We start from the raw sequence: 22,517 nt of genomic DNA, 5'->3' as shown, positions 1-22,517 counted from the left end.
GTCTTTAAACCAGAATAATTTCATAGATAATGAACCGTTCAGAGAACCCTAAATTAAGAACCACATCGCAAGTCAATAAAAAGAATCCTTAGTAATTTTGGTAATGAAAGACATTTATTCTACAACAGCATTTAATATCACCCATGATGAAAAACACAACCATCTTACTCCTTTTTACTTTCGCAATTGGATTCACATCCTTCGCTCAAAATCAAAAATTTAAATTAGGTCTTAACCTATTCCCGAATTATTGTTTAGGTATTGTTAGCAGCAGTATGAATGGGGATGACGGTGTAAAACAAGTAATCCAAAACTTTGAAACTTGGAAACCTTCTATTAGCGCCTCTGTATTTGTAGAATACCAACTGAAAGAAAACGCCTTTTTAGGTTTTGGAATGGGCTATCAGAACAACGGTGAGCAAAGCAAAAAAAAAGCCCTCGTTTTTAATATAGACCCTACCACAGGTCAATCGATATTCGACCCTTCTCAACCCAGTCATGCTAAGTATAAATACAATCATCACAACCTAGAAATCCCTGTATTTTACAGACACCTTTTCAATGATAGATTTTATGGTCTTGTTGGGCTCAGTGGAATTGTGAACTTGTTTAATACGAGAACAAGTATTTACTATTACACGGAAAAACCCTCAGAAAGAAACACAAAAATCGATAACTCAACAGATTTTAGAAGACTTAATTTATCAACCAACATTGGAGTTGGCTATGATTTACTTCAAAAAGAAAAATTCACTCTATACGTTCAACCCAACATCCAATGCGCTATTTTAGGTGTTTCAAAAAATGCAATCATCAATAGAAACCCTATTTCTTTGGGATTAGCTATGGGAATAAGGTTGTAAACCACTTAAATAAAAATAAATGTTACAAACACGTTTTAAACGAGCAGAAGCTATATTAGCCAATGGAACCACATTCATTGCAGAAAGTAGTATAGCAGAACCTCAAGCTTTGATAGGAGGATTTCTCTCTCGGTTATGGACCATTTTTGGGAAACCCGACTACGTTCGTTTCGAGGGTTTTGATTACACGCTTATCGATACAGAAACAGGGTTGATTTTCACCGCATACTGCGCAGGCAGCGGTCCTGCCTACGGTGGTTTTAAAAAAGATAGAGAAGCCCTTTTACCCGTGTTAGGTACCCTTGAGGCCATCCTTTTAAAAACCCAACCCGCAGACTGTCAAATTTCTTTTGACACAGACTTTGGCATTCTAAAAAGTGGTGCGAAAGATGGAATTCCTTACGACACTTTAGAAGAATACAGCTAGATTTGTAGGGATAAAAGAACCACTCTTGTACTATGAAAATTAAACTTGACCCTACACATATTATTGAAACCTATCCTTATTTAGAAGTAGGCTCAAAAACTGTTGGTCAAAATAATGCTCCAGAAATCTTTCATCGATCTCTTCCCATTTACAAGGCTACTTATAAAGAATCGAAAGCAGACATAGATTTATTAATCATTACCTCAGATTTACAAGGAATTACAGAAGTAAACGGAAAACAATTTTTACTCGGAGAAAAACTTCCTTCCTTTTTAAAAACACTTTTAGAAATAGAATTCAGTCACTGTAAAAAAATAGGTGTAGTCTTATGCGGAGATATGTATACCTCACTTATTAAACGTGGATCTAGTGGTGATGTAAGAAAAGTTTGGAGTGAATTTAATGCACATTTCAACTGGGTTGTAGGTGTGGCTGGCAACCACGATACTTTTGGTAACGAAAAAGAAAAAGCACAATTTGAAGCGCAAGAGAACATTCATTTACTCCATAAAACAAACGTAAAAATAGACGGTTTAAAATTTGGAGGAATAAGCGGCATTATAGGTAGGCCCGATAAAATAAACAGGGTAGATGAAACTGACTTCTTAAAAAGCTTAACCCATCTATCTAAACAAGATTTGGATTTCATACTACTTCATGAAACACCTGATTTTCCGCTCCTAACTGAAATTGGAAATGAAACAATAAGAAAACACTTAGAGCAGCTACCTCCTACTCAAGTTTGTTGCGGTCATTGCCACTGGGAAAATTCTTTGGTTCAACTCCCCAACCAAACACAAGTTCTCAATGTAGATTCCAAGGTGATTTGCATGGAAATCATTTCATAGCACTATTCATTTTAGTATTTTTAGACATATAAACACTATCAACATTTTAACTCCCCATGGCGATACACCTACATCCACTATACTAGATGAGGGATGAATTTTACGTCAACCAAATTGAAAAACACTAAAAATAATCGAAGAAAAATTAGCAATACCCTAAAATCCAATGCAAAAAAAATACATCATACTCATAGAATTCATCACCATAGTAGGAGGAGTATTTCTGACTGCTTTAAACTATTTAGAAACCAGAACTTCTCCTATAGAAATTGCTATTAGTTTTGGACTATTGGCATTTGGCATAATGTTCAGATTGTGGCGAAAAGAATTTTTTACAGCACCATAAAATGATAGAAAGGAAACGAACTATCATTTCCGCATGGAGTCCTTTAAAAAACTGAATCCGTAACCAAAGCATTGACTTTTGTTATGCCTTCAAATTCTAACAAAGCACTCACAGATGTATCGAATAATTTTCATTCTCTTCTTCTATACCATCGCTTATGGACAAAGTTCTATTCATTATCTTCCTTTAACGGATAAAGATCCTAAGCTGAGCTCTTCAGATTTTCAGGCATGGGACAGCATCTTTAAGAACAAACAAATTATTGGCCTAGGTGAGAGTACACACGGTACGCATGAATTTACACCTATGCGTCACAAACTATTCAAATACTTAGTTGAGCATCATGGTTTTAATACAATTTTTATTGAGGCAGACTATAGCGCAACACAACGTTTAAATCGTTACATCAATGGTGCAGAAGACACCTTGCTAATGGCCCTAATGGAACTTCAATATTGGGCATGGAAGACAGAGGGAATGAAGGATTTTATTGTATGGTTAAGGGACTACAATAAAACAGCTCCTCATAAAATTCAACTCGTAGGGTGTGATATGCAGTCACTCGTTGACGATAAAATTGAACTCCAAAGAAACTCTACAAATGGTCTTTACAACACCCCTCTCCCGAAATTTTTAAGCACTTTGGAAAAACCTTATGAAGACAGTCTTGAAATTGCTCAAGCCTTGGAGGAATGGAATGCCTTCTGCTCAAAACAAAGGGATAGCAATATGAACTTACTTCAAAACAACATCTCTTACTTCTTACAACATAAACTTCACAAAACAGATGTTCACTTCTATAGAGACAGCTGTATGGCAGAAATGCAATTACACTATTTGAAACGTCATCCACTATCAAAGGCCATTTATATTGCCCACAATTATCACGTCTCTAGATCTTATTATCACTATGCAAATTACACTGCCAAAAAATCTTGCGGAAAATTTCTACATCAACATCTAGGAGATCAATACCTGTCTATTGCCATGACCTTTAACACGGGAAGTTTTAATGCGTTTCACTCTATAAACGACAAACTTTTATTTCAATCTCAAACCTTGAAAAACGCACATCATAAATCTGTAGAACACAGGCTAAGTAAACTCGGAAAAAAACTCCTTTTGGTTGATTATTCTTCCTTAAAAAAGGTAGATAAATTAAAAATAACCCAGCTAGGTGCCATCCTCTACAACACAGGAAAAGAAAAAAATTGGAGGTACAGATATTTAGAACCCAAACAATACGATTACATCATTTATTTTGAGGAAACTTCAGCTTCGAGAATTTTATACCTCACCAAATAAAACGATTGAAAAACCCTGTAAAAACAGGTGTTGGACAAAAATGTCGTAAACTTGTCGCAAAAAAACCGTTACAAACAAAGGCTTCTAACGCCTAGTTTTGGACCAAACTTTTATTACAAATAATTATGACCCAAATCGGCAACAAAATTAGAAACACAAGAAAACAAAAAGGTCTCTCTCAAGAGGAACTCGCAGAAGCAGCCAAGGTAAATTTGAGAACCATACAGCGTATAGAAAAAGGGGATAATGAACCCCGCGGAAAAACCCTACAACTGATTTGTGCAGCCTTGGATGTGGAAGCTGAAGAACTCCTCAATTATGGCAAAGAAAAAGACAGCAGTTACTTAACCCTAGTTCACCTTTCTGTACTTTCCTTCCTTTTCGTGCCCATAGGAAATATCATCCTCCCCCTTATACTTTGGGTGAATAAAAAAGAGAAAATAGAAGGACTCCAAACCTTGGGTAAAAACGTACTTAATTTTCAAATCAGTTGGACCACCATCAATGTTGCACTCATGATCCTTTTGATTACCTCTCCTTCTTATTTCGATTTCATTTTACTCTTGCTTCTTTTGTTGCTACTTATCAACCTTGTCTTCCCCATACTCTTTGCGATTAGGATCAATAAGGCAAAAAACAATTACCTCTACCCTAAACTCCTTCGCATTATCCGATAAAGATTATGAAGTGCGACCTAGAAGCTTTAGCTAGAAATTATTTTCTATCTTCGAGGCTAACTTTGCATGCCCCCATATGAGGTATACAAAGCACAAGAAACTCAAATTAAACACCTCGGAGATGGATTTAATTTCCAATGAAAAGTAAGATAACTATGCTTAACCGCTTCCTATCGCAAGATGATATTCGCTCCAAAGAACATAGGCAATTACTGGGTATACTACTTTTAGGTATCTTACTTCGGTTGTTGGCTTTACCCTTCACCCAGGTGGTAGATGCAGATGCTGTAAGTAGAATATTCATCGCCGAAGATTGGTTGAAAAATCCTACTTTCTTTTCAGAAGGAATTTGGCTTCCTTTCCATCACTACTTAAACGCCTTCACGCTTGCAATTTCTGGAGAACATCTATTCGGCCCAAAAATTCTACACATTCTGTTAAGCTGCCTTGTTGCAATTCCACTTTATTACTTTACCAAACGAGAATATTCGGCAAAAGGAGCTTGGTTCACTGCTTTAATTTTCATACTGATTCCGGTAGTATTTAGAAACTCTTTTTTGGCCTTGTCTGGTTTACCTCATGCCCTTTTCATTGCTGCCGCTCTGAACGCTAGTTCTAAGTCCATACGCAACACAAATATATCTGCAGCCTTAAGAGCGGGACTTTACCTAACACTAGCAGCAGGTTTTAGATATGAAGCGTGGCTTTTAATTCCCATACTCTTCCTCATTTTCACTTTATTTAGACAACATAAGTTAGGATTGTTTTTCCTGCTTACCGCAAGCATTTTCCCCTTGTTTTGGATGACGGGAAATTACCTTGCGCACGAACATATTTTGTACGGACTCCCCGGTAATTACAACAAAGACATTGTTGCTTTGCAAAATACAGATGTAAGCTTCACAGAAAAATTCAAACGCATCATCTACTTCCCTTTTATCTGGTTCTTTGCTTATTCTCCTTTCTTGGTAGTTGGACTGAGTCTTATCTTCTTCAAAAAAATAAAACAGAAAATACGCCTTACTTCTCGTATCCTTTGGACATTACCTTTTTGGGTATTCCTCATCTTTTTTGCCTATAAAGCCTACGAGGGAACTTTGTTGATGCAAAGCAGGTTCATTATTCTACTTTTACTCTTCTCCACTCCCTTTGCCTCCCTGCTCATTGAAAATGTAAAGAAGACTAAAGGGTCAAAAGTAGCACTCGTACTTTTCCTTGCTACGCTTATTCCCCTTTCCTACGTATGGATGCAAATTCCTTTTGAAAGACTCTTTGCATTCTCCTACACCCTAAAAACTTCCGTCGGAGAAATGAGGGCGGCTTCTCAAAATAGCTTCAAAGCCATTCCTCAGGTTTGGAAAAAAGAATACTTGAATTACAGTGAAAAAGTAAACGCAAATCTAAACCTAAAGAGTGGTTTTGTATTAGACTTCATTTCCTTTGAAAACACCTACTATTTAGCCTACAAATCAGAATTACCTCGTCAGCAAATACGTATTATTGAAGAAGCAGAAATTAGCCCTACCAACAAAGAAGATCTTGTCCGATTTTTTAAAACCCATCCAAATGGGGTAATGCAGTTAAAATGTAATTCACCTTTGTTTCAGGCCTTTGAATTTAACTCTTCTGGGCTTCATCTTAAATCAGACACAGATACGTTAGTGTTCACCTTACAACCTTTAGCTCAGGAAATTGGTATGGGAATTTTCACCTATAAAATTTCACCAATTGCTCAAACTCCTTTCAACGAGGAACTTTTAAATTGTCCGGAACCCAATAGCGCAGATCATTACAAATTTCTTATTCTCAACAATGATTTTTGGAAGAATGATGTACTTAGAAAAGCCAAGGAAAACAATATCACATTCGAGGAACAATTAGAGATTGATGTTCAAAAACTAATAGATACTCATCCATAAAACACGTATTAAGTCCTATTATAACTTTTCCTTAAAAATCATCTCCTTTATTTTCTGATTTCTAACTTTTTATGATTAATATTCACTAGGAATATAAAACCATCTATTGGCGTGGTGCACGTTCAGCGAAAGACAATGAAAACTATTTTATCGTATGCAAAACCTTTCAACCCAATTGAAAAAGGCTTTTGATGCCTATTTTGAAGCACCTATTGAAGCCTGGGAAGAGTTCGCAGCGCATTGCGAACCCATGATACATCGCAAAGATGAAGTCCTTAAAAAACAAGGGAATTCTGAAAAGTACTTCTACTTTATTGAAAAAGGAAGTGTAGGCGTTTTCTTGTGGAAGGAAAACAATTTTGTTTGTTTAGACTTTGCCTTTGACGGTCAATTTTGTTGTGATTATATGTCTGTACTCACAGAAGAACCCAATGATTTGGAACTAGTAGCTTTGGAAACCACCAAGGTTCATAGAATGACTGTAGAGAACTTCCGAAAATTGGGCGACAAATCTATCGGACAAATACTCATGCGTAAATCAGCAGAATCTTCTTTTGTAGACAAACAAAAACAACAAATAGATCTACTCACCAAAAGTAGTGAAGAGCGTTACCGTGAATTATGCCAACGTTTTCCCAAAGTAGAATTACGTGTAGCCCAAAAGCACATTGCTTCTTATCTGGGCATAACCCCGCAAAGTTTAAGTAGGCTTAGAAGAAAACATGCTTAAAAAAACTTTACCATAGGGTAATTTTTTCTTCCAACCTCCTTTGTAATTTTGGAAGCATGATAATTAATTATATTCAACACATCATTCTCGTATTACTGAGTCTATTGGTACTTTTTCATGTAATGGTACTTCTGAAAATTATTCCCTACAAGGTACTCTGGGGAGGGAGACTCTCAAGCGACAGAGAAATGTACAAATTTGAGCTTCCTTCGCTACTTATGAGCCTACTTTTCTTGGGGGTAATATTGATCCACTCCGATTATCTTCTGATAAAATTTCCTGAATGGGTAATGACTGCAGCATTATCCCTCATGGCCGCCCTTTTTGGCTTAAATACACTTGGGAATTTAACTTCGAAAAATAAATTCGAACGAAGGGTGTTCTCTCCCGTAACTCTTCTTTTGGCATTTGGCTGTGCTTACCTCGCACTAAAAGGCTAGGACTATTAGTTTTAGCTCAATGTGAAATTCTTAGTCATAATACTACCAACTTGTTATATTTGTCACGCAAAACTTTGTGTCAAATCAACAAGTCTCGTATGAAATTCATTCAACTACTTACTTTATTTCTCCTTTTTGCAAGCAGTTCAGCTTGGGCTAATGTTGATAGTCTCATTTTAAGTCTGGAGCACACTTCAGATGATAAACAGCGCCTCGACACTTATATTTTAATTGGAAAAAACTATGTTCACAAAGATGCTCAACTGGCTCTATTCTGGACCAATAAGGCAGAAAAGCTAGCGCGTAATATGACCAACAATTACGGCCTATACACGAGTATTAAACTGAGAAGCGAAATATACATGGAAATAAATGAGGCCGATTCTGCGCTCACATTACTCCATTCCCTGTTCGACAAAAATCTCGTTCAATCTTCATTAGACAGTGCAGATACTTATAACTTAATAGGGGTTACCCTTCAAAGCGTTGGAAGAATTGATGAAGCCTTGGAGCAACTCAATCTAGCCTTAGAAATCTATCGTGAGCAAGATTCCAAAGCAGGCTTAACCATCATTAAAATTAACATGGGAAATTGCTTTTATGAAGCAGGAAGAACCCAAGAAGCTTTGAATAATTTCAAGGAGGCCTACGAGATGGCACTTGAACTTCAAGACGAGGCTAAATTCTCAGCAGCCTTTTTGAACTACGCCATGCTCACCCTTTATTTAGAAGGAGATACAGAAAAAGTAGACCAACTATTAACTAAAGTTAAAGACAGTCCATTCATACAAAAAAATGAAAATATTCTAGCGGTCTTCTATCAAAACTTGGCTGTCTATTACTCCCAGGTAGAAGATTGGAAATCTGCCGAAAACCACTATAAACAGGCGTTAACCACCGCGCAGAATTCCGGACATAAAATTGATGCAGGTATTTACACGGGGCTCGGACAAATCTACGTTCATCAAAAAAAATATGCTGAAGCCTTACTGCAATATAATTTAGCAAAAAGCCACAGCACCAAAACTTCAGAATTGCGACTCATCTATAATGACCTTGCGAATCTATATGCCCAACTCGAGAATCTTGACAGTGCGCAACACTATTGGCAATTAACCTATGAACTTGTGCGCAAACAAGAAAATGAAAAAACGCAAGAGTTAGTTTTAAAATCTAAAAACAACCTTGAGCTCATAAAAAAAGAAAATGAAATTGAATTATTAGCAGCGCGCACGAAAAGTGAACAATTACAAAACCGTATAAACCTTGTTATCATCTTCGGCTTAATAGTACTTATTGCCCTCATCATCCTCATTACTTACCTTCTACTTCAACGTAAGAAAAAAGAGCTTGTTCTTAAAGACAAAGAACTTCAATTAAAAAAACAAAAATTAACAAGTCTGTCTTTACGCATCAACCAAAAAAACCAAGTATTAAAAGACTTTGAATCTACTGTTTCCGAAGAAGAGGATAAAAGCTCCCCCCTTGTAAACGATGCAAAAATGGCACTAAAAAACTCCTTACGCATAGATGAAGACTGGGAAGAGTTTGAACTTTTCTTCAATGATTTACATTCTGGTTTTTACGACGAATTAAAAAAACGTTATCCCAATTTAAGTAATAATGAATTAAAAATTTGCACGCTTTCCAAGCTCAGATTTTCGTTAAAAGAGATCGCTCAAACCTTATTCTTGTCCGTAGATTCTGTAAAATCTGCCCGTTACCGTATTAGAAAAAAGTTGAATATGGAAAAAGGAGAGGATTTATCTGACTTCTTAAACAACCTGAATATCTAAGCATTACAAACTAATTTCCGTCGTGACACCTATTGCACACCTGCTTTTTTAGGGACTTCATAGTCGAGAAAATACATTTGTCACCAAAATAAATTTCAAAATGTATATAACTATGAAAGCGTATTATCTCACAACTTTACTTTTGATTGCTTGTTTTTCCACTTGGGCGCAAGATTTTAGTAAACACTTTTTTATCAATGATACAACAAGACTGTATCAAGATGGGTTATCCATAACGATGGACACCAATGAAATCACCAGCGTAATTTTGAGTAACGATCAAGTTACGGATGGCATCTTAAATCAATTCTACTTCCATTTCATCCAATCAGACAACCTGGGTAATCTACAACAATTTATACATGTCAGAATGGCCGATACCGCGTACAACATTGAGCCCCATCACATCATCAAGTTAGAAAACAATTCCTTCTTAATTTCTGCTACTACTCGTCCAAAATACGGACCTGCTATAAGTCAACCTGTACTTATTAACATGGGCCAAAATGGTAGCTTAAACTGGAGCAAGAAACTGGATGTAGATTGCGGAAATGGATCAAACAACAGACTCCTTGATTTAGGAAATGGCAACATACTCTTTGTATACCACGATTTTGCTGAAGGTTTTAGACCCATTTATTGTTTAGTTGATGAAAACGGTAACTTCAGTAATTTCAATAGATTCCCTTGGCCAAGTGTAATGCCTCGAGGTTTTCATTTAAACGATGATGGCACCTTTGATGTTTTGACAACCTATGGAGATTTACTAAATATAGACACTGACCTTTCTGCCATAAACAGTAATAGAAAATACTTTAAGCAAGGCGGTGATTTCTTTAACCGATTAAGCAATGGGAACTACCTCATAGCCATTATGCAAGCTTTTGGTGAAGACCCCGTATTTATTATGACTGATGCGCAAGGAAACGTACTTTGGTCCAAACAAATCAGTACAACTTTCGGTCCTGTTCCCACCAACTACATCACTTATAACTTTGATTATATCGAAGAAACAACGGATGGTAATATAGCCATTGGTGTATGGGATATGTTCGCGAAACGTCACAATTACCTCATTCTAGACATGGAGGGAAACCTTCTTTCGAGTAGAGTTGGTAACAACATACTCAGTCACGCCACTCATCTACAAGGTGATGAAATGTACATCCTTAGTTTGGCTGATATGCTATCCGTTAACTTCATTTTAGAGAAACGTCAATACAACAAGTTTTATCCCTGTGATTATCCAGGTACGAATACAGTAACAGATGTAGATCCTATGGTAGTAACTCCTGACAGCGCTTCTCTTTTCCCTATAGCCTCTCCTACAGTTTTAGATGTTGCACTTACAGCGCAAACCGTGGCTAATGTTGTAGATTTCGGACCGCTTTGTGATTTCTCTACCGCTTCAACTTCAGACGAGACTGCAGTCGAAATCCATGTCTATCCAAATCCGAGTAACGGAATTGTTCACATAGAGAGTGAAACAGAAATTCTTCAAGTTGTTGTAAGAAATATGACTGGGCAAGAAGTTAGTGTAAGTCGTGATAACCATATAGACCTCTCGGGGTTCGAAAATGGTATCTACCTTTTAACCATCACGACAACCCATGGAAGTAGCGTACAAAAAGTGTTAAAAAACTAATACCTTACTTCCAAACACGGGTCCATTCGCATGTTGTGGACCTGTGTTTTTTTGTCTTTATCATTTTTCCTTGTTACTTTTCTGCAAACAGGTATTTCACCTATAAACTCAAGCTATGCAGAATTTAAAACTTTACTTACTAAGTGTCAGCAGTGTAATACTGCTCTACTTAAACAACCATTGTACGGTAGAAGCTGCAGAAATCAAACAGGAACAAATAACAGCAACAATAAAAAATCAAGACTCCCTTTCGGTTCAAACTGAAAGGGATGTTTTGTTTGAACGCACACAAACATTTGCCCATAAGGCGCTAGAAACAATTAAAACAAAAGGCTATAACCCAAAATTCTGTCTACTTCTTGATATGTCTATTCACTCGGGGAAGAACAGATTTTTCGTATACAATTTTGAAAAAGACACTTTAATTCACCAAGGTTTGGTAGCACACGGATGTTGCGATAAACCATGGGGTACAGATAGCACAAAACTTTCACCTCGATTTAGTAATGTTGAAAATAGTCATTGCTCCTCTTTAGGGAAATATAAAATCGGTAAACGCGGTTACAGCGATTGGGGCATACATATCAATTACAAATTACACGGACTAGACAGCACCAATTCAAACGCCTACCAAAGGTTCATCGTACTACACTCCTGGAATGCGGTAAGTAAACAAGAAAATTACCCTAGGGGAACACCCGAAGGATGGGGCTGTCCGGCAATTGAAAACTCTTTGATGAAAGAGGTTGATAGTCTCTTAAAAACCTCTGAAGCCCCTACCTTATTATGGATCTATAACTAACACCTTTTCACTATGCTTAAATACAGCTACTTTTTCGTCCTTTTCATTCTATTCGCTTTTAGTATCCAAGGTTTTAAAGAGGAACAACTCAAATATTCTCGCGTGCGCCAAGCGTATCAAGAAAAGGATACTTTAATCAATAAATGTCTTTCCGAAAAAAATCTGCAACGCGATGCTTTCCAACTTTACATAAGAGCTTTTAAAGCCGAAAAAGAGCTAGAAATTTGGGCAAAAAACGATAGTTCGTTAACCTTTACTTTATTAAAAACCATTGCCATTTGCGATACTTCTGGGCAACTGGGCCCAAAACGACAAAGAGGTGATCTACAAATTCCTGAAGGTTTTTACCACATCAACCGTTTCAATCCTTACAGTAACTTCCACCTTTCGCTCGGCATCAATTATCCCAATGCCTCCGATAAAGTTTTGGGTAATAAAAGCAAATTGGGCGGAGATATTTTCATTCACGGAGATTGCGTAACTATAGGTTGCTTGCCTTTAACCAACGACCTCATCAAAGAAGTTTACATCTATTGTGTGGAAGCCAAAAACAATGGTCAAACCAATATTCCCGTTAGCATCTTTCCAACGCGACTCAACGATACAAACTTCAACCTTTTAAAAGAAAAATATGCTAAGGATACAGACAAACTCAATTTATGGGAAGACCTCAAAAAAGGCTATGAATTGTTCAACACCTACCGTCAATTGCCCAGTATAAAGTTTTTACCCTCGGGAAGACATGAGGTGAAAATGTAGCTTATATTCAGGCAAACACCCCAAGCAGCTTGGGGTCGGGCTATCCTTCCAATCCCCAAGTTTCTTGGGGACTTTCCTGCCCTAGTTTTGCCAAGCCTTTGTTTCAAGGGCTTTCCATACTATCCCTGTTTGAAAAAATAAATTTCATAACTTTCATGTATGAAAACCACAATTTACTTCTTCACATCCATCTTCCTATTTGTTACAAGTATTTCTTTTGCTCAAGAAATTAAAGAGGATCAACACGTTTGGGACGTATTCTCTATAGCAGTTGATGCGCAAATCATTCAATTACTTCAAGTAAAAAATGATTATGACTCTATTGAAATCGTAGATGGTGATTTTGTATTCTGTACTTTAGATAATAATTCTTATTTCCACCCAGACACCTCCTTTTTAGAAGCTAATTACAACATCAAATACAAAAGAAATTCTTCACAAATAAAGCACATTAAAACAGAAGGTGTAATCGCAAAATTCCATTACTTCCCAAATGGAAACATAAGATGCGTAGATTTCATCTATAAAAAAGGCTTAAATGTTTATGAAGGCAGATGGAATTCCCTCTCATTTTTTTACGAAAAAAATACACTTATTGAATGTGTGTTAAATGAAAATAAAGAAGCCTTTACAAGCATCCGTTACTACAAATAGGACATTCAAATACGCTACCCAATATCCATAGCATCCCCATCTATTCGCTCCACTTGCACCTTCATTTTCTTTTGAATGACTTTGAAGTGGTGCTCATCTTCTGGACTGATTAAACTAATGGCCACTCCATCTGCTTCGGCTCTACCTGTCCTACCAATTCTGTGTACATAATCTTTTGGAGAACGCGGTAATTCGTAATTGATCACATAGGGTAAAAAGGCAATATCTATACCTCTTGCCAACAAATCAGTCGTAACCAAAACCCTAAGTTTACCTGTTTTAAATTCCTTCAATGTTTTATTTCGTACACCTTGGGTTTTCTTTCCGTGAATAGCTTTAGCGTCTATTCCATTCTTACGCAGTTTGTCGGCAACGTTATCTGCCTTGTAAGTAGAAGCTGTAAACACCAACACTTGGTTTAACTCTCCACTTTTGATCAAATACCTCAAGAACGGACCTTTCTTTTCTTCGGCTATGCTGTAAGATATTTGCTTGATTTGCGCTATATCCCACGTTTCAGAACTCACTTGAACCGTTACAGGATTCTTCAACAATAAACGGTGCAATCCTTCAATTTTCTCACTCAAAGTAGCAGAAAACAATAAGTTTTGACGCTTTGGTGGCAACAAGGACAAAACCTTATTGATCTCATCTTTAAAACCAAGGTTCAATAATTTATCCGCTTCATCCAAAATAAGTGTTTGCACTTTGTTGAGCTGAAGGGCATTCACGTCTATCAAGTCCAATAAACGCCCCGGAGTTGCTACAATTACATTCACCCCAAAGATGGCTTTCATTTGCGGGTTAATTGAAACACCTCCATAAATCGCCATGGTTTTCACTGGATGCGCACATGCTTTCTCAAAGCTTTGAAACACGTCTTTCACCTGTTCGGCCAACTCTCTGGTAGGCACCAAAACAAGTACTGTAGGTTGCCTATCCTTTTTAGAAGCATCTACTTTCAAATTAGAAAGCACAGGCAATACGTAACTCGCTGTTTTACCCGAACCAGTTTGGGCAATACCCAGTACATCCTTTCCTTTTAATATTTCCGGAATAGCTTTTTCTTGAATGGGAAAAGGCTGTTTGAAATTTTCCTTTTCTAACAAGGAAGTAAAAGAAGGTGCTAAACCGAGATTTTGAAAAGACATACGCTTTGAGTGTTTTTTTGTTGACAAAGATACTCCCTTTTTAATGAGTCTCAATAAATTACTGCTCCAACCCCTATCTGCTCCAATAAATAAGCATTGTGATCAATCACTAGCACATCATTATTTTGCGACAAATCCTTTAAAAGGGTGAGCAATTGGTCTATATCCGAATAATGTAAACCTATGCTGGGTTCATCTAAAATGAGGAGTTGGTTTTGTACTTTATCTTTCCTCCAATCCAACAAGGTCAAACGTTGTTTTTCTCCGGAAGACAAACTTTGAACGGCTTGGTTCATTTGTAAATGTCCCAAACCTATGTTCTGAAGTTCTTGTAAACTGGAAATAACCTTGGCTTTCGGAGATTGTCCTTGTAACCAATTAATCATTCCTTCTACATTTAAAGCCATTACTTCAGCAATGTTTTGACCTTCTACCTTAGGCTTCAATACCTCATCTGCATATCGGGTTCCCTTACATTTTTCACAAGTTTCAGCGGTACTTGCAGCTAGATCTAAACTGGTGGTAATTATCCCTTCACCTTTACAATTTTCGCAAAAACTACCTTTCGTTTTCCATGAAAAGAACTTGGCTTTCTCTCCGCTCACCTTTGCAAATACTTTTGTGATTTCCTTAAAAACATCTAAGTACTCCACAAGTAAAGTGGCTTTGTGCGTGTTTAGTTTCTTAGTTTCAAAATACTGTACCCCCTCGTAAGACTTTGGAGTAATACACGCTGAACAGTGAACGGCTTCACCTTGCGCTATACTTGGTAAAATCACTTCTTTTACCAAGGTCGTTTTTCCTACACCCGAGTTTCCTGTTAAGGCCGTTAAACCTCCTACAGGAATTTCTAGTACTTCCTTTTTAAGATTGAATTTATCGATGTTTTTCAACACCAGTTTTTCCTTTCCAGCTCGCAGTTGAAGTTCTTTCCCCTCCGCTTTCAGGTAAGGATGAATTCCATCTTGTTGTATGAATCGTTCTGGACTACCCGAGAACATCAATTCACCCCCTAAACTACCTGCCTTCGGACCAATTTCAACAAGGTAATCGGCAGCCTTCAACAGGTCTTTGTTATGTTCTATAAAAATTACTGTATTTCCTTTTGCTACAAGCTCATTTAAGATATTTTGCACATCCCCTATATTATTTTGCGACAAACCAGCAGAGGGTTCATCTAAGACATAAGTAATCCCTTTTAAAGGAGAATTTAGCTGTTGAATCAATGCCACACGTTGGTGCTCTCCACCGCTCAATGTTTTCGCTTTACGGTTCAACTGTAAATAATCGATATGCAATTGTTTGGCTTTTTTTAAGAGGCCTTTTAAATGATGAGCCAGCTGCTTTTTGAGTTGATTATCTATTTCAGAAACCTCTTCCTTTACACTTAACCAATGTTCGAATTCTTTCAAGCTTAATTGCTTTACCTCTTGAAAATTTAAAGCACCCAAGGTAAACTTCAAACGTTCTGCTTTAAGTCCGCTACCTTTACACGTAGCACATGTCTCCTCAGAAAACAAAGCCGTAAGCTGACTAATATTTTTATTCTTTCGCGTCTTATAATATTCTTCTTGTAGATAAGTAAAAAGTCCTTTCCACTCCATTTTCACCGACTGCACTCCTTCTCTGGTCTTAGTTTTAAACCTCCATTGCGCTTCCCAAATTTGGTCCGGAACTCCATTTAAGACGACCTTCTTTTGAGCTGTTGTAAGATCTTTAAAAGCTGTTGTTAAACTAAAACCAAAGGCTTTACCCACTTCTTCTAGAATGGCCATATACTGTCCAGCAGCCTGACCATAATACGCCAAAGATTTATTGTGTTCAAAAACACCTTCAGCTATACTTAGGTTAGCATCAAGCACTATTTTATTCAAATCTGGAACAAGTGCTTCACCATATCCATCGCAGACTTCGCATTTCCCTAATTCATGATTTTTAGAAAAATGAGATGCGGATAAATCTTCCCCTTCAAACTGTGCTTTGCGGGAGAATACAAAACGGAGTCGTTTATCTATATCACATTGTTGGGCTAAATCTGTTTTAGCAGAATAATTTTTCACTTTTCGTGTAACGCATATCGTTGGCGTCAGGCCTTGGATATGATCTACATCAAAAGGCATCTGCGCACCCACTCTACCCTGCTCATAACTCGAAAATTGTTGCGTCATTTCCTGCATACCATAGGCATGTAAAGTATCTATCAACAGAGAAGATTTTCCCGAACCAGAAATACCGGTAACAGCGGAAAGTTTGTGCTTTGGAAAAGAAATATTCACATCCTTTAAAAAGTGCGTTCGCGCTCCCTGAATAAGAATTTCATTTTGTGGTTCTTTAACGGGTATTTCAATTTCTTCCTCTTCAACCTTAGGGGCATTATCTACAAAAACATCCGCTTCGGATTGGAACAAAGAATGATTTTCGAAACATACAATTCCTGCTGTTTTCGCTTTTAATTGATGCAAGGCCTGCACTAACTCTTTAACATTTTGGTGATGTAGACCTATGCTTGGCTCTTCTAAAATCAGCAAGGTCTGTTTAGAAGATTTGGCAAAATACTTTGTGAGTTTAATACGTTGTGCTTCACCTCCAGACAAAGTATTCGAGGGTTGACCTAACTTTAAATACCCCAACCCAAGCTTATTCATCAATTGTAGGATGGACACGATTTTAGATTCAGTAGCAAAAAAGTCCAGTGCTTCTTTCACACTTAAATTATAGATTTCCGCACTGTTTTTTCCTTCCCAAGTAACTTCAAAAACCTCCTTGTTAAATCGCTTCCCATTACAAAGCGGACATGTTTGATTGATGTTCCCCATCACACTCATGGATAAACTAATCACTCCTGCTCCTTCACAATTAGGACATCTTCCTGCCTTATTATTGAAGGAGAAAGCACCTTTGGCCAGTTTCATTTGTTTGGCTTTTTCCGTTTTGGCCAAGAGATCTCTAATTTTATCCGCCAAACCTGTGTAAGTGGCAGGGTTACTACGTGGCGTTTTTCCTATGGGCTGATCGCTTACAGTGTGTGTATTATATCCTTTTCTTTCAGTAAATTGATCAATGAACCCCAGTACTTCCTTTGATTTCCTAGAGTATACAGACAACGAACCTTGTAATTTTTTCAACCCCTCATCTTGCTTTACGGGATTTGAGGGTTTAAGCTTCTCTTCCAACGCCAAACGTGTGGGAGAATTCAGTTTATTATCCACTAAGAACTCATCTTTACTTCCGTTAAAAATGATTTCACCGCCTTCACCTCCCGCTTTGGGTCCGAGCTCTACGATCCAATCTGCAGACTGAATAAATTTCAAATCGTGCTCAACAACCATTACTGTATTTCCTTTGGCGAGGAGTCTATCGATAATCAATCGCAAATGCTTTTGATAGGCTACCGGTAAACCAATAGATGGTTCATCAAACACATACAAAATCCCCTGTAGATTACTGTTGACTTGTTTCACCAACTTCATACGTTGGGCATCACCCGAAGATATAGCCGTGCTCGGACTACTCAATTGATAATGTTCCATCCCCAAATGAATGAGGTCATAGAGTTGCGTACATAATTTATTCACCAATACTGCCTCACCACCTTTTAATGAAAGACCTTTCAATTGTTTATAAAGTTCATTTAAGGGAAGATCCATCCATTCTCTAAAACTCAACCCTTGCCATCTGTATTTCAAATGTTCCGCTTTGATGCGTGCTCCCCTACAACTTGGGCATTCTTTTGCACTCACGAACTTCAAAATATTGGCATTCCTATCGCGCTTGAGGATATCGTACATGATGGGTAACATTCCTTTATAGTATCCTTCTTCTCTGGGTTTAGCTTTCAATCCTTCCCAGCGCAAGCGAGATTCTAAGCTATGTTTTCCGTAAAAAACTTTGAGTTTATCGCTTCCATTAGGTATGACATCTTGTTGCTCTGCTGTCAAATCTTTCCACGGAACGTCTACAGAAAATCCATGAGCATTACACACTTTGTTGAGTTCATCCACCGTTACCTGAGAATAGGTGATGTATCCATTGGGAAGTGTTGTTACGATAGCACCTTCACGCAAAGTTTTATTTGGATCCCCCACCAACTTCTTTAAATCTATGTACTCAGCTTCTCCTATCCCTCTACAGGTTTCACAAGCCCCCTTGGGATGATTGAAAGAAAACAAAGATTTACTCATGGAACCTTCTCCAGCATAGCGCGCAAAGAGTATACGGAACAAAGGTGTTAATTCAGACAAAGTCCCAAAAGTGGCATTGATGGACTGAAATCTTTTGCTTTGCTCCACTTTAATAACGGGTGGTAAGTCTTTGATTTCATCAACATCAGCAGATGGAATACGTTGCGCATTTTGTTGATTGTAAGCGGGTAAACTTTCTAAAAAATAACGGTATCCTTCATTCCCAATCACCCCCATAGCTAGAGATGATTTTCCAGACCCTGAGAGTCCGGTTACCACGATTAACTGCTTCTCCGGTAAAGTGAGGGATACATTTTTAAGATTGTTTTGCCTGGCCTTTTCTATGCGCATAAAGGATGAAAGTTTATGTGAATTGCTAAGGTAGGAAACTTAGGCTTTTAGACCTTTAGATTGTTAGACTTTTAGAGTGTGGTAGGAACTATAAAGAGCGCAGAGCTTTTCACAGAGTTCACAATGAATCCATATTTAAGGAAGGTCAAATTTCAAATTTCAAATCTCCAATTTCAAATTTCAAATCTACCCTCAGTTTTCAACATTTGGTTGATAAACAACTTTCTATTAACAACTCGTCATTTCGCAAAAAATATACTGTTAAAGCCCGTTGCGATTTTCTATATTTGTAGTCATGGAGAATGGGGAGAATAACCAGCGAATTAGTAAAGGACGTTTGCAACGTGTAAAGCAAATCAGCAACGAAATAGGAAAGGTACCACCACAGGCGATAGAATTAGAGCAGGCGGTATTGGGTGCCATGATGTTGGAGAAGAGTGCGGTGAACGACGCTATTGACGTATTGGGTACACCAGAGGCTTTTTATGATCCTAAGCATCAAGCCATTTTTAATTGTATACAGCAATTATTTGGTGCTTCTGAGCCTATCGACTTATTAACAATCACCGAAAAGTTAAAGCAACTTGGTGAATTGGAATTGGCCGGTGGTGTTGTTTATTTATCATCACTGACCCAACGTATTGGTTCTGTGGCGCACATTGAGGCCCACGCCCGTATCATTATTCAAAAATACATTCAACGTCAGGTTATTAAAATGAGTAACAACTTGTTAAAGAACTCATTTGACGAAACCAAAGACGTTTTTGAATTGTTAGGAAATGCCCAAGAAGAGTTGTTTGCCATTACGCAAAACAACATGAAAAAAGGGTATCACACCATGCAGACTTCTATGATGGAAGCCATGGCAGAAATTGAAAGAGCTACTAAAATTCAGGATGGTGTATCTGGTATACCTACTGGATTTAAAGATTTGGATAAAATCACTGCAGGTTGGCAGCGTTCGGATATGATTGTAATTGCTGCTCGTCCTGCGATGGGGAAAACGGCCTTCGTACTTTCCATGGCCAGAAACACTGCTGTAGATTACAACCAAGGTGTAGCGGTATTCTCGCTGGAGATGTCTAACGTACAGTTGGTAAAACGTTTGATTTCATCTGAAACACGTATCCCGGCAGAAAAATTAAGAAAAGGTAACTTGGCCGATCATGAGATGCAACAGTTGCACTCACGTATAACACGATTGACCAATGCCCCAATTTTCATCGATGATACACCAGGTATCTCTATTTTCGAATTGAGAGCCAAGTGTAGACGATTGAAAGATAAATACGACATCAACATGGTAATCATCGATTACTTGCAGTTGATGACTGCGGGATCTAACAACAAAGGTGTTGGATCTCGTGAACAGGAGATATCTCAAATCTCTCGTTCGATTAAAGAAATTGCACGTGAATTGAACATCCCGGTAATTGCACTTTCACAGCTTTCGCGTTCGGTAGAACAAAGGGGTGGTGATAAGCGACCTGTACTTTCTGACCTTAGGGAATCTGGAGCGATTGAGCAGGATGCCGATATCGTTTCCTTTATCTATCGTCCGGAATACTACGGAATTACAGAGGATGATTACGGTCCGACACAAGGTGTAGGTGATATTATCATTGCAAAACACCGTAACGGTGCTACAGATACTGTTCGTTTGAAGTTTATTGGAAAATACGCTCGTTTCGAAAACAGAGATGCTGCATTTGATGAACATGAAGAGGTTATGCCAAGCGCTATGAATCCTTCTGCAGGTTTTGAAGACCAGCCGAATACCATGACGGTTCGTAGTAAAATGGATGAAATAGAAGACGATTTTAACTTTTCGAGCAATGACTTCGACGATACTCCGTTTTAATTCATAATTTAGGAGAAATCACAAGGTCAAAGCCATGCAAAAAATCTTATTCTTTCTTTTTCTAGTTCTTGGTTTACAAGCCAAAGCAACGCAGATTATCGTCCCAATGGATGCAGGACAAAGCAATCATTTGAAAGCTTACGGTGCCGCTTTTTATGTGTTGGAAAATGAAGTAGTGATTGAATGGTTATTGAACTACAGAGGAGGTGCTTTTCTCATGCCTCATCTAAGCACGATAGAAGACATGCTCATCATCCGTGGCGTGAGTTATGAGATCTTGGCAGATGGTCAAGTTGAATCCATAAAAAGAGAAATTTCCAATCCTGAAGTCAACCAAGAAGTTGTACAATTAGAAAAAGCGCCAAAGATTGCCGTTTACACGCCTGGAGGAAAACAACCTTGGGATGATGCGGTTACACTTGTGATGGAATACGCGGAAATTCCTTATGACAAGGTTTACGACAGTACAGTAATAGCCGGTGGATTGGTCGAATACGATTGGCTGCATTTACACCATGAAGATTTTACAGGACAATACGGAAAATTCTATGCTAGTTTTAAAAACGCTCCTTGGTACAGACAGCAAGTTGCAGAATTAGAACAAAGTGCCAGAAAATTGGGCTTCGATAAAGTTTCTGATATGAAATTAGCCGTTGCCCAAAACATCAAAAGCTTTGTGTTTGGTGGTGGATTTTTATTTACCATGTGCAGTGGAACAGATAGTTATGATATTGCCTTAGCTGCGCATGAAACGGATATTTGTGAAGACATGTATGACGGTGATCCAGCTGATCCAAACTGTCAAGAAAAACTCGACTACAGCAACTCCTTCGCCTTTGAAAATTACCAGTTGGAGCAAAACCCTTTGGTCTATGAATACAGTGAAATTGATGGTACAACAGACCATAGAACGGTAAATGAAAAAAATGACTATTTCACGCTTTTTGATTTCTCGGCTAAATGGGATGTAGTTCCTACCATGTTGACTCAATGTCACACAGATATTATCCCTGGTTTTTATGGTCAAACTACTGATTTCAGAAAAGAATACATCAAGTCTAATGTGACGATAATGGGAGAGTCTCAAAACCTTGGAACCGTGCGTTACATACATGGAGAACACGGAATGGGTACTTGGACATTTTACGGTGGGCACGACCCAGAAGATTACCAACACAGAGTTGGAGATCCTCCCACGGATTTAAATCTACACCCTAATTCACCTGGTTATAGATTAATCTTAAACAATATTCTTTTCCCTGCGGCGAAAAAGAAAAAACGAAAAACATAATGATACAGTTACTTCGTAACAAAGCCTTGACAGGAATCCTCCTTTTTCTAACAGCTACAGGCCTTTTGTTTTATTACAGAGAAGAACTTTCAGAACGCTTTATTTCTAGAATTGTAGGCTACAACTTTGAGTACTACCTCTCTCCTTTCATGCCTTTGATTTTATTGTTATTAATTGCTGTCAACTTAGGATTGATCGTTGCATTAATGAAGAATGAAAACCTTGAAACTATCGAAAAAGTAAAGGTGGCAGGCAAACATTTGTTAACCTTTTTTGTCTTTGGAATCATAGGTTGGGGAATTCATTTCTATTCCATTATTGACCTCTTGAAAAGTCAAGGTTCTATGGCTGTTTTAGAAGGAAACATATTGCTTTATCACATTTCAGACATCGCCTTAGTTCTAGGTTTTGGACTTGGAGCAGTACTCTACATGCGCAAAGCTATTCATCACGGAAAAATTGATTTTTAGT

Annotated in this window: 18 protein-coding genes; 16 read left to right on the top strand and 2 right to left on the bottom strand. The window is 37.8% G+C overall.

Features of this window, described 5'->3' with window-relative positions; all coding sequences use genetic code 11:
• Positions 1 to 143 precede the first annotated feature (143 nt).
• The 13 genes from BM327_RS09080 to BM327_RS09015 all read left to right on the top strand — a co-directional run bounded on the left by BM327_RS09080 (position 144) and on the right by BM327_RS09015 (position 13,211).
• Positions 144 to 863, top strand: a complete 720-nt coding sequence (locus BM327_RS09080; protein ID WP_090248615.1) for an outer membrane beta-barrel protein — start codon at positions 144 to 146, stop codon at positions 861 to 863.
• Positions 864 to 882: 19 nt separating this feature from the next.
• On the top strand, positions 883 to 1,290 hold the full coding sequence (locus tag BM327_RS09075; RefSeq protein ID WP_090248612.1) for a hypothetical protein: 408 nt from the start codon (positions 883 to 885) through the stop codon (positions 1,288 to 1,290).
• A gap of 32 nt (positions 1,291 to 1,322) precedes the next feature.
• Positions 1,323 to 2,138 (top strand): metallophosphoesterase family protein, encoded by an 816-nt coding sequence (locus BM327_RS09070; RefSeq protein WP_090248608.1) that lies wholly within the window; start codon positions 1,323 to 1,325, stop codon positions 2,136 to 2,138.
• A gap of 166 nt (positions 2,139 to 2,304) precedes the next feature.
• Positions 2,305 to 2,484: a hypothetical protein gene (locus BM327_RS09065; RefSeq protein WP_090248605.1), complete on the top strand. Its 180-nt coding sequence runs from the start codon at positions 2,305 to 2,307 to the stop codon at positions 2,482 to 2,484.
• A 114-nt stretch (positions 2,485 to 2,598) separates the two neighbouring features.
• A complete protein-coding gene (locus tag BM327_RS09060) occupies positions 2,599 to 3,789 on the top strand; it encodes an erythromycin esterase family protein (RefSeq protein ID WP_090248602.1) in 1,191 nt (396 codons plus the stop codon).
• Between the two features lie 125 nt (positions 3,790 to 3,914).
• Positions 3,915 to 4,466 carry a helix-turn-helix domain-containing protein gene (locus BM327_RS09055; protein ID WP_090248599.1) on the top strand — a complete coding sequence of 184 codons (552 nt, stop codon included), beginning with the start codon at positions 3,915 to 3,917 and terminating at the stop codon, positions 4,464 to 4,466.
• Between the two features lie 137 nt (positions 4,467 to 4,603).
• Positions 4,604 to 6,385, top strand: coding sequence for a glycosyltransferase family 39 protein (locus BM327_RS09050; protein WP_090248596.1), 1,782 nt, complete (start codon positions 4,604 to 4,606; stop codon positions 6,383 to 6,385).
• A gap of 154 nt (positions 6,386 to 6,539) precedes the next feature.
• Positions 6,540 to 7,115, top strand: coding sequence for a Crp/Fnr family transcriptional regulator (locus tag BM327_RS09045; RefSeq protein ID WP_090248594.1), 576 nt, complete (start codon positions 6,540 to 6,542; stop codon positions 7,113 to 7,115).
• Between the two features lie 538 nt (positions 7,116 to 7,653).
• Positions 7,654 to 9,351, top strand: a complete 1,698-nt coding sequence (locus BM327_RS09035) for a tetratricopeptide repeat protein (protein ID WP_090248589.1) — start codon at positions 7,654 to 7,656, stop codon at positions 9,349 to 9,351.
• Positions 9,352 to 9,463: 112 nt separating this feature from the next.
• Entirely contained in the window at positions 9,464 to 10,996 is a 1,533-nt protein-coding gene (locus BM327_RS09030; protein ID WP_170853722.1) for a T9SS type A sorting domain-containing protein, read from the top strand.
• Between the two features lie 115 nt (positions 10,997 to 11,111).
• Positions 11,112 to 11,798, top strand: a complete 687-nt coding sequence (locus tag BM327_RS09025) for a murein L,D-transpeptidase catalytic domain-containing protein (RefSeq protein ID WP_090248584.1) — start codon at positions 11,112 to 11,114, stop codon at positions 11,796 to 11,798.
• A gap of 12 nt (positions 11,799 to 11,810) precedes the next feature.
• On the top strand, positions 11,811 to 12,557 hold the full coding sequence (locus BM327_RS09020) for a L,D-transpeptidase family protein (protein ID WP_090248582.1): 747 nt from the start codon (positions 11,811 to 11,813) through the stop codon (positions 12,555 to 12,557).
• A 159-nt stretch (positions 12,558 to 12,716) separates the two neighbouring features.
• Entirely contained in the window at positions 12,717 to 13,211 is a 495-nt protein-coding gene (locus BM327_RS09015; RefSeq protein WP_090248581.1) for a hypothetical protein, read from the top strand.
• 14 nt (positions 13,212 to 13,225) lie between these two features.
• On the opposite strand, the gene BM327_RS09010 is transcribed toward BM327_RS09015, so the two are convergent.
• Both BM327_RS09010 and BM327_RS09005 read right to left on the bottom strand, forming a co-directional pair.
• Positions 13,226 to 14,362: a DEAD/DEAH box helicase gene (locus tag BM327_RS09010; RefSeq protein ID WP_090248578.1), complete on the bottom strand. Its 1,137-nt coding sequence runs from the start codon at positions 14,360 to 14,362 to the stop codon at positions 13,226 to 13,228.
• Between the two features lie 50 nt (positions 14,363 to 14,412).
• Complete coding sequence (locus BM327_RS09005; protein ID WP_090248576.1) at positions 14,413 to 18,894, bottom strand: ATP-binding cassette domain-containing protein; 4,482 nt, start codon at positions 18,892 to 18,894, stop codon at positions 14,413 to 14,415.
• A gap of 295 nt (positions 18,895 to 19,189) precedes the next feature.
• On the opposite strand from BM327_RS09005, the gene dnaB reads away from it, so the two are divergent.
• The 3 genes from dnaB to BM327_RS08990 are packed head-to-tail and all read left to right on the top strand — an operon-like array spanning position 19,190 to position 22,516.
• Positions 19,190 to 20,755: a replicative DNA helicase gene (dnaB, locus tag BM327_RS09000; RefSeq protein WP_090248573.1), complete on the top strand. Its 1,566-nt coding sequence runs from the start codon at positions 19,190 to 19,192 to the stop codon at positions 20,753 to 20,755.
• A gap of 34 nt (positions 20,756 to 20,789) precedes the next feature.
• A complete protein-coding gene (locus BM327_RS08995) occupies positions 20,790 to 22,046 on the top strand; it encodes an asparagine synthetase B (protein WP_090248570.1) in 1,257 nt (418 codons plus the stop codon).
• The gene (locus BM327_RS08990; RefSeq protein ID WP_090248567.1) at positions 22,046 to 22,516 is read left to right on the top strand and encodes a hypothetical protein; all 471 of its coding nucleotides are present in this window, start codon (positions 22,046 to 22,048) and stop codon (positions 22,514 to 22,516) included. The genes BM327_RS08995 and BM327_RS08990 overlap by 1 nt, the downstream gene beginning before the upstream one ends.
• Position 22,517 lies beyond the last annotated feature (1 nt).

The sequence above is a fragment of the Lishizhenia tianjinensis genome, from assembly GCF_900116425.1.
Classification (GTDB): domain Bacteria; phylum Bacteroidota; class Bacteroidia; order Flavobacteriales_D; family Crocinitomicaceae; genus Lishizhenia; species Lishizhenia tianjinensis.
The sequence above is the reverse complement of the archived record's forward strand: the minus strand, read 5'-3'. Positions and strand labels throughout refer to the sequence as shown.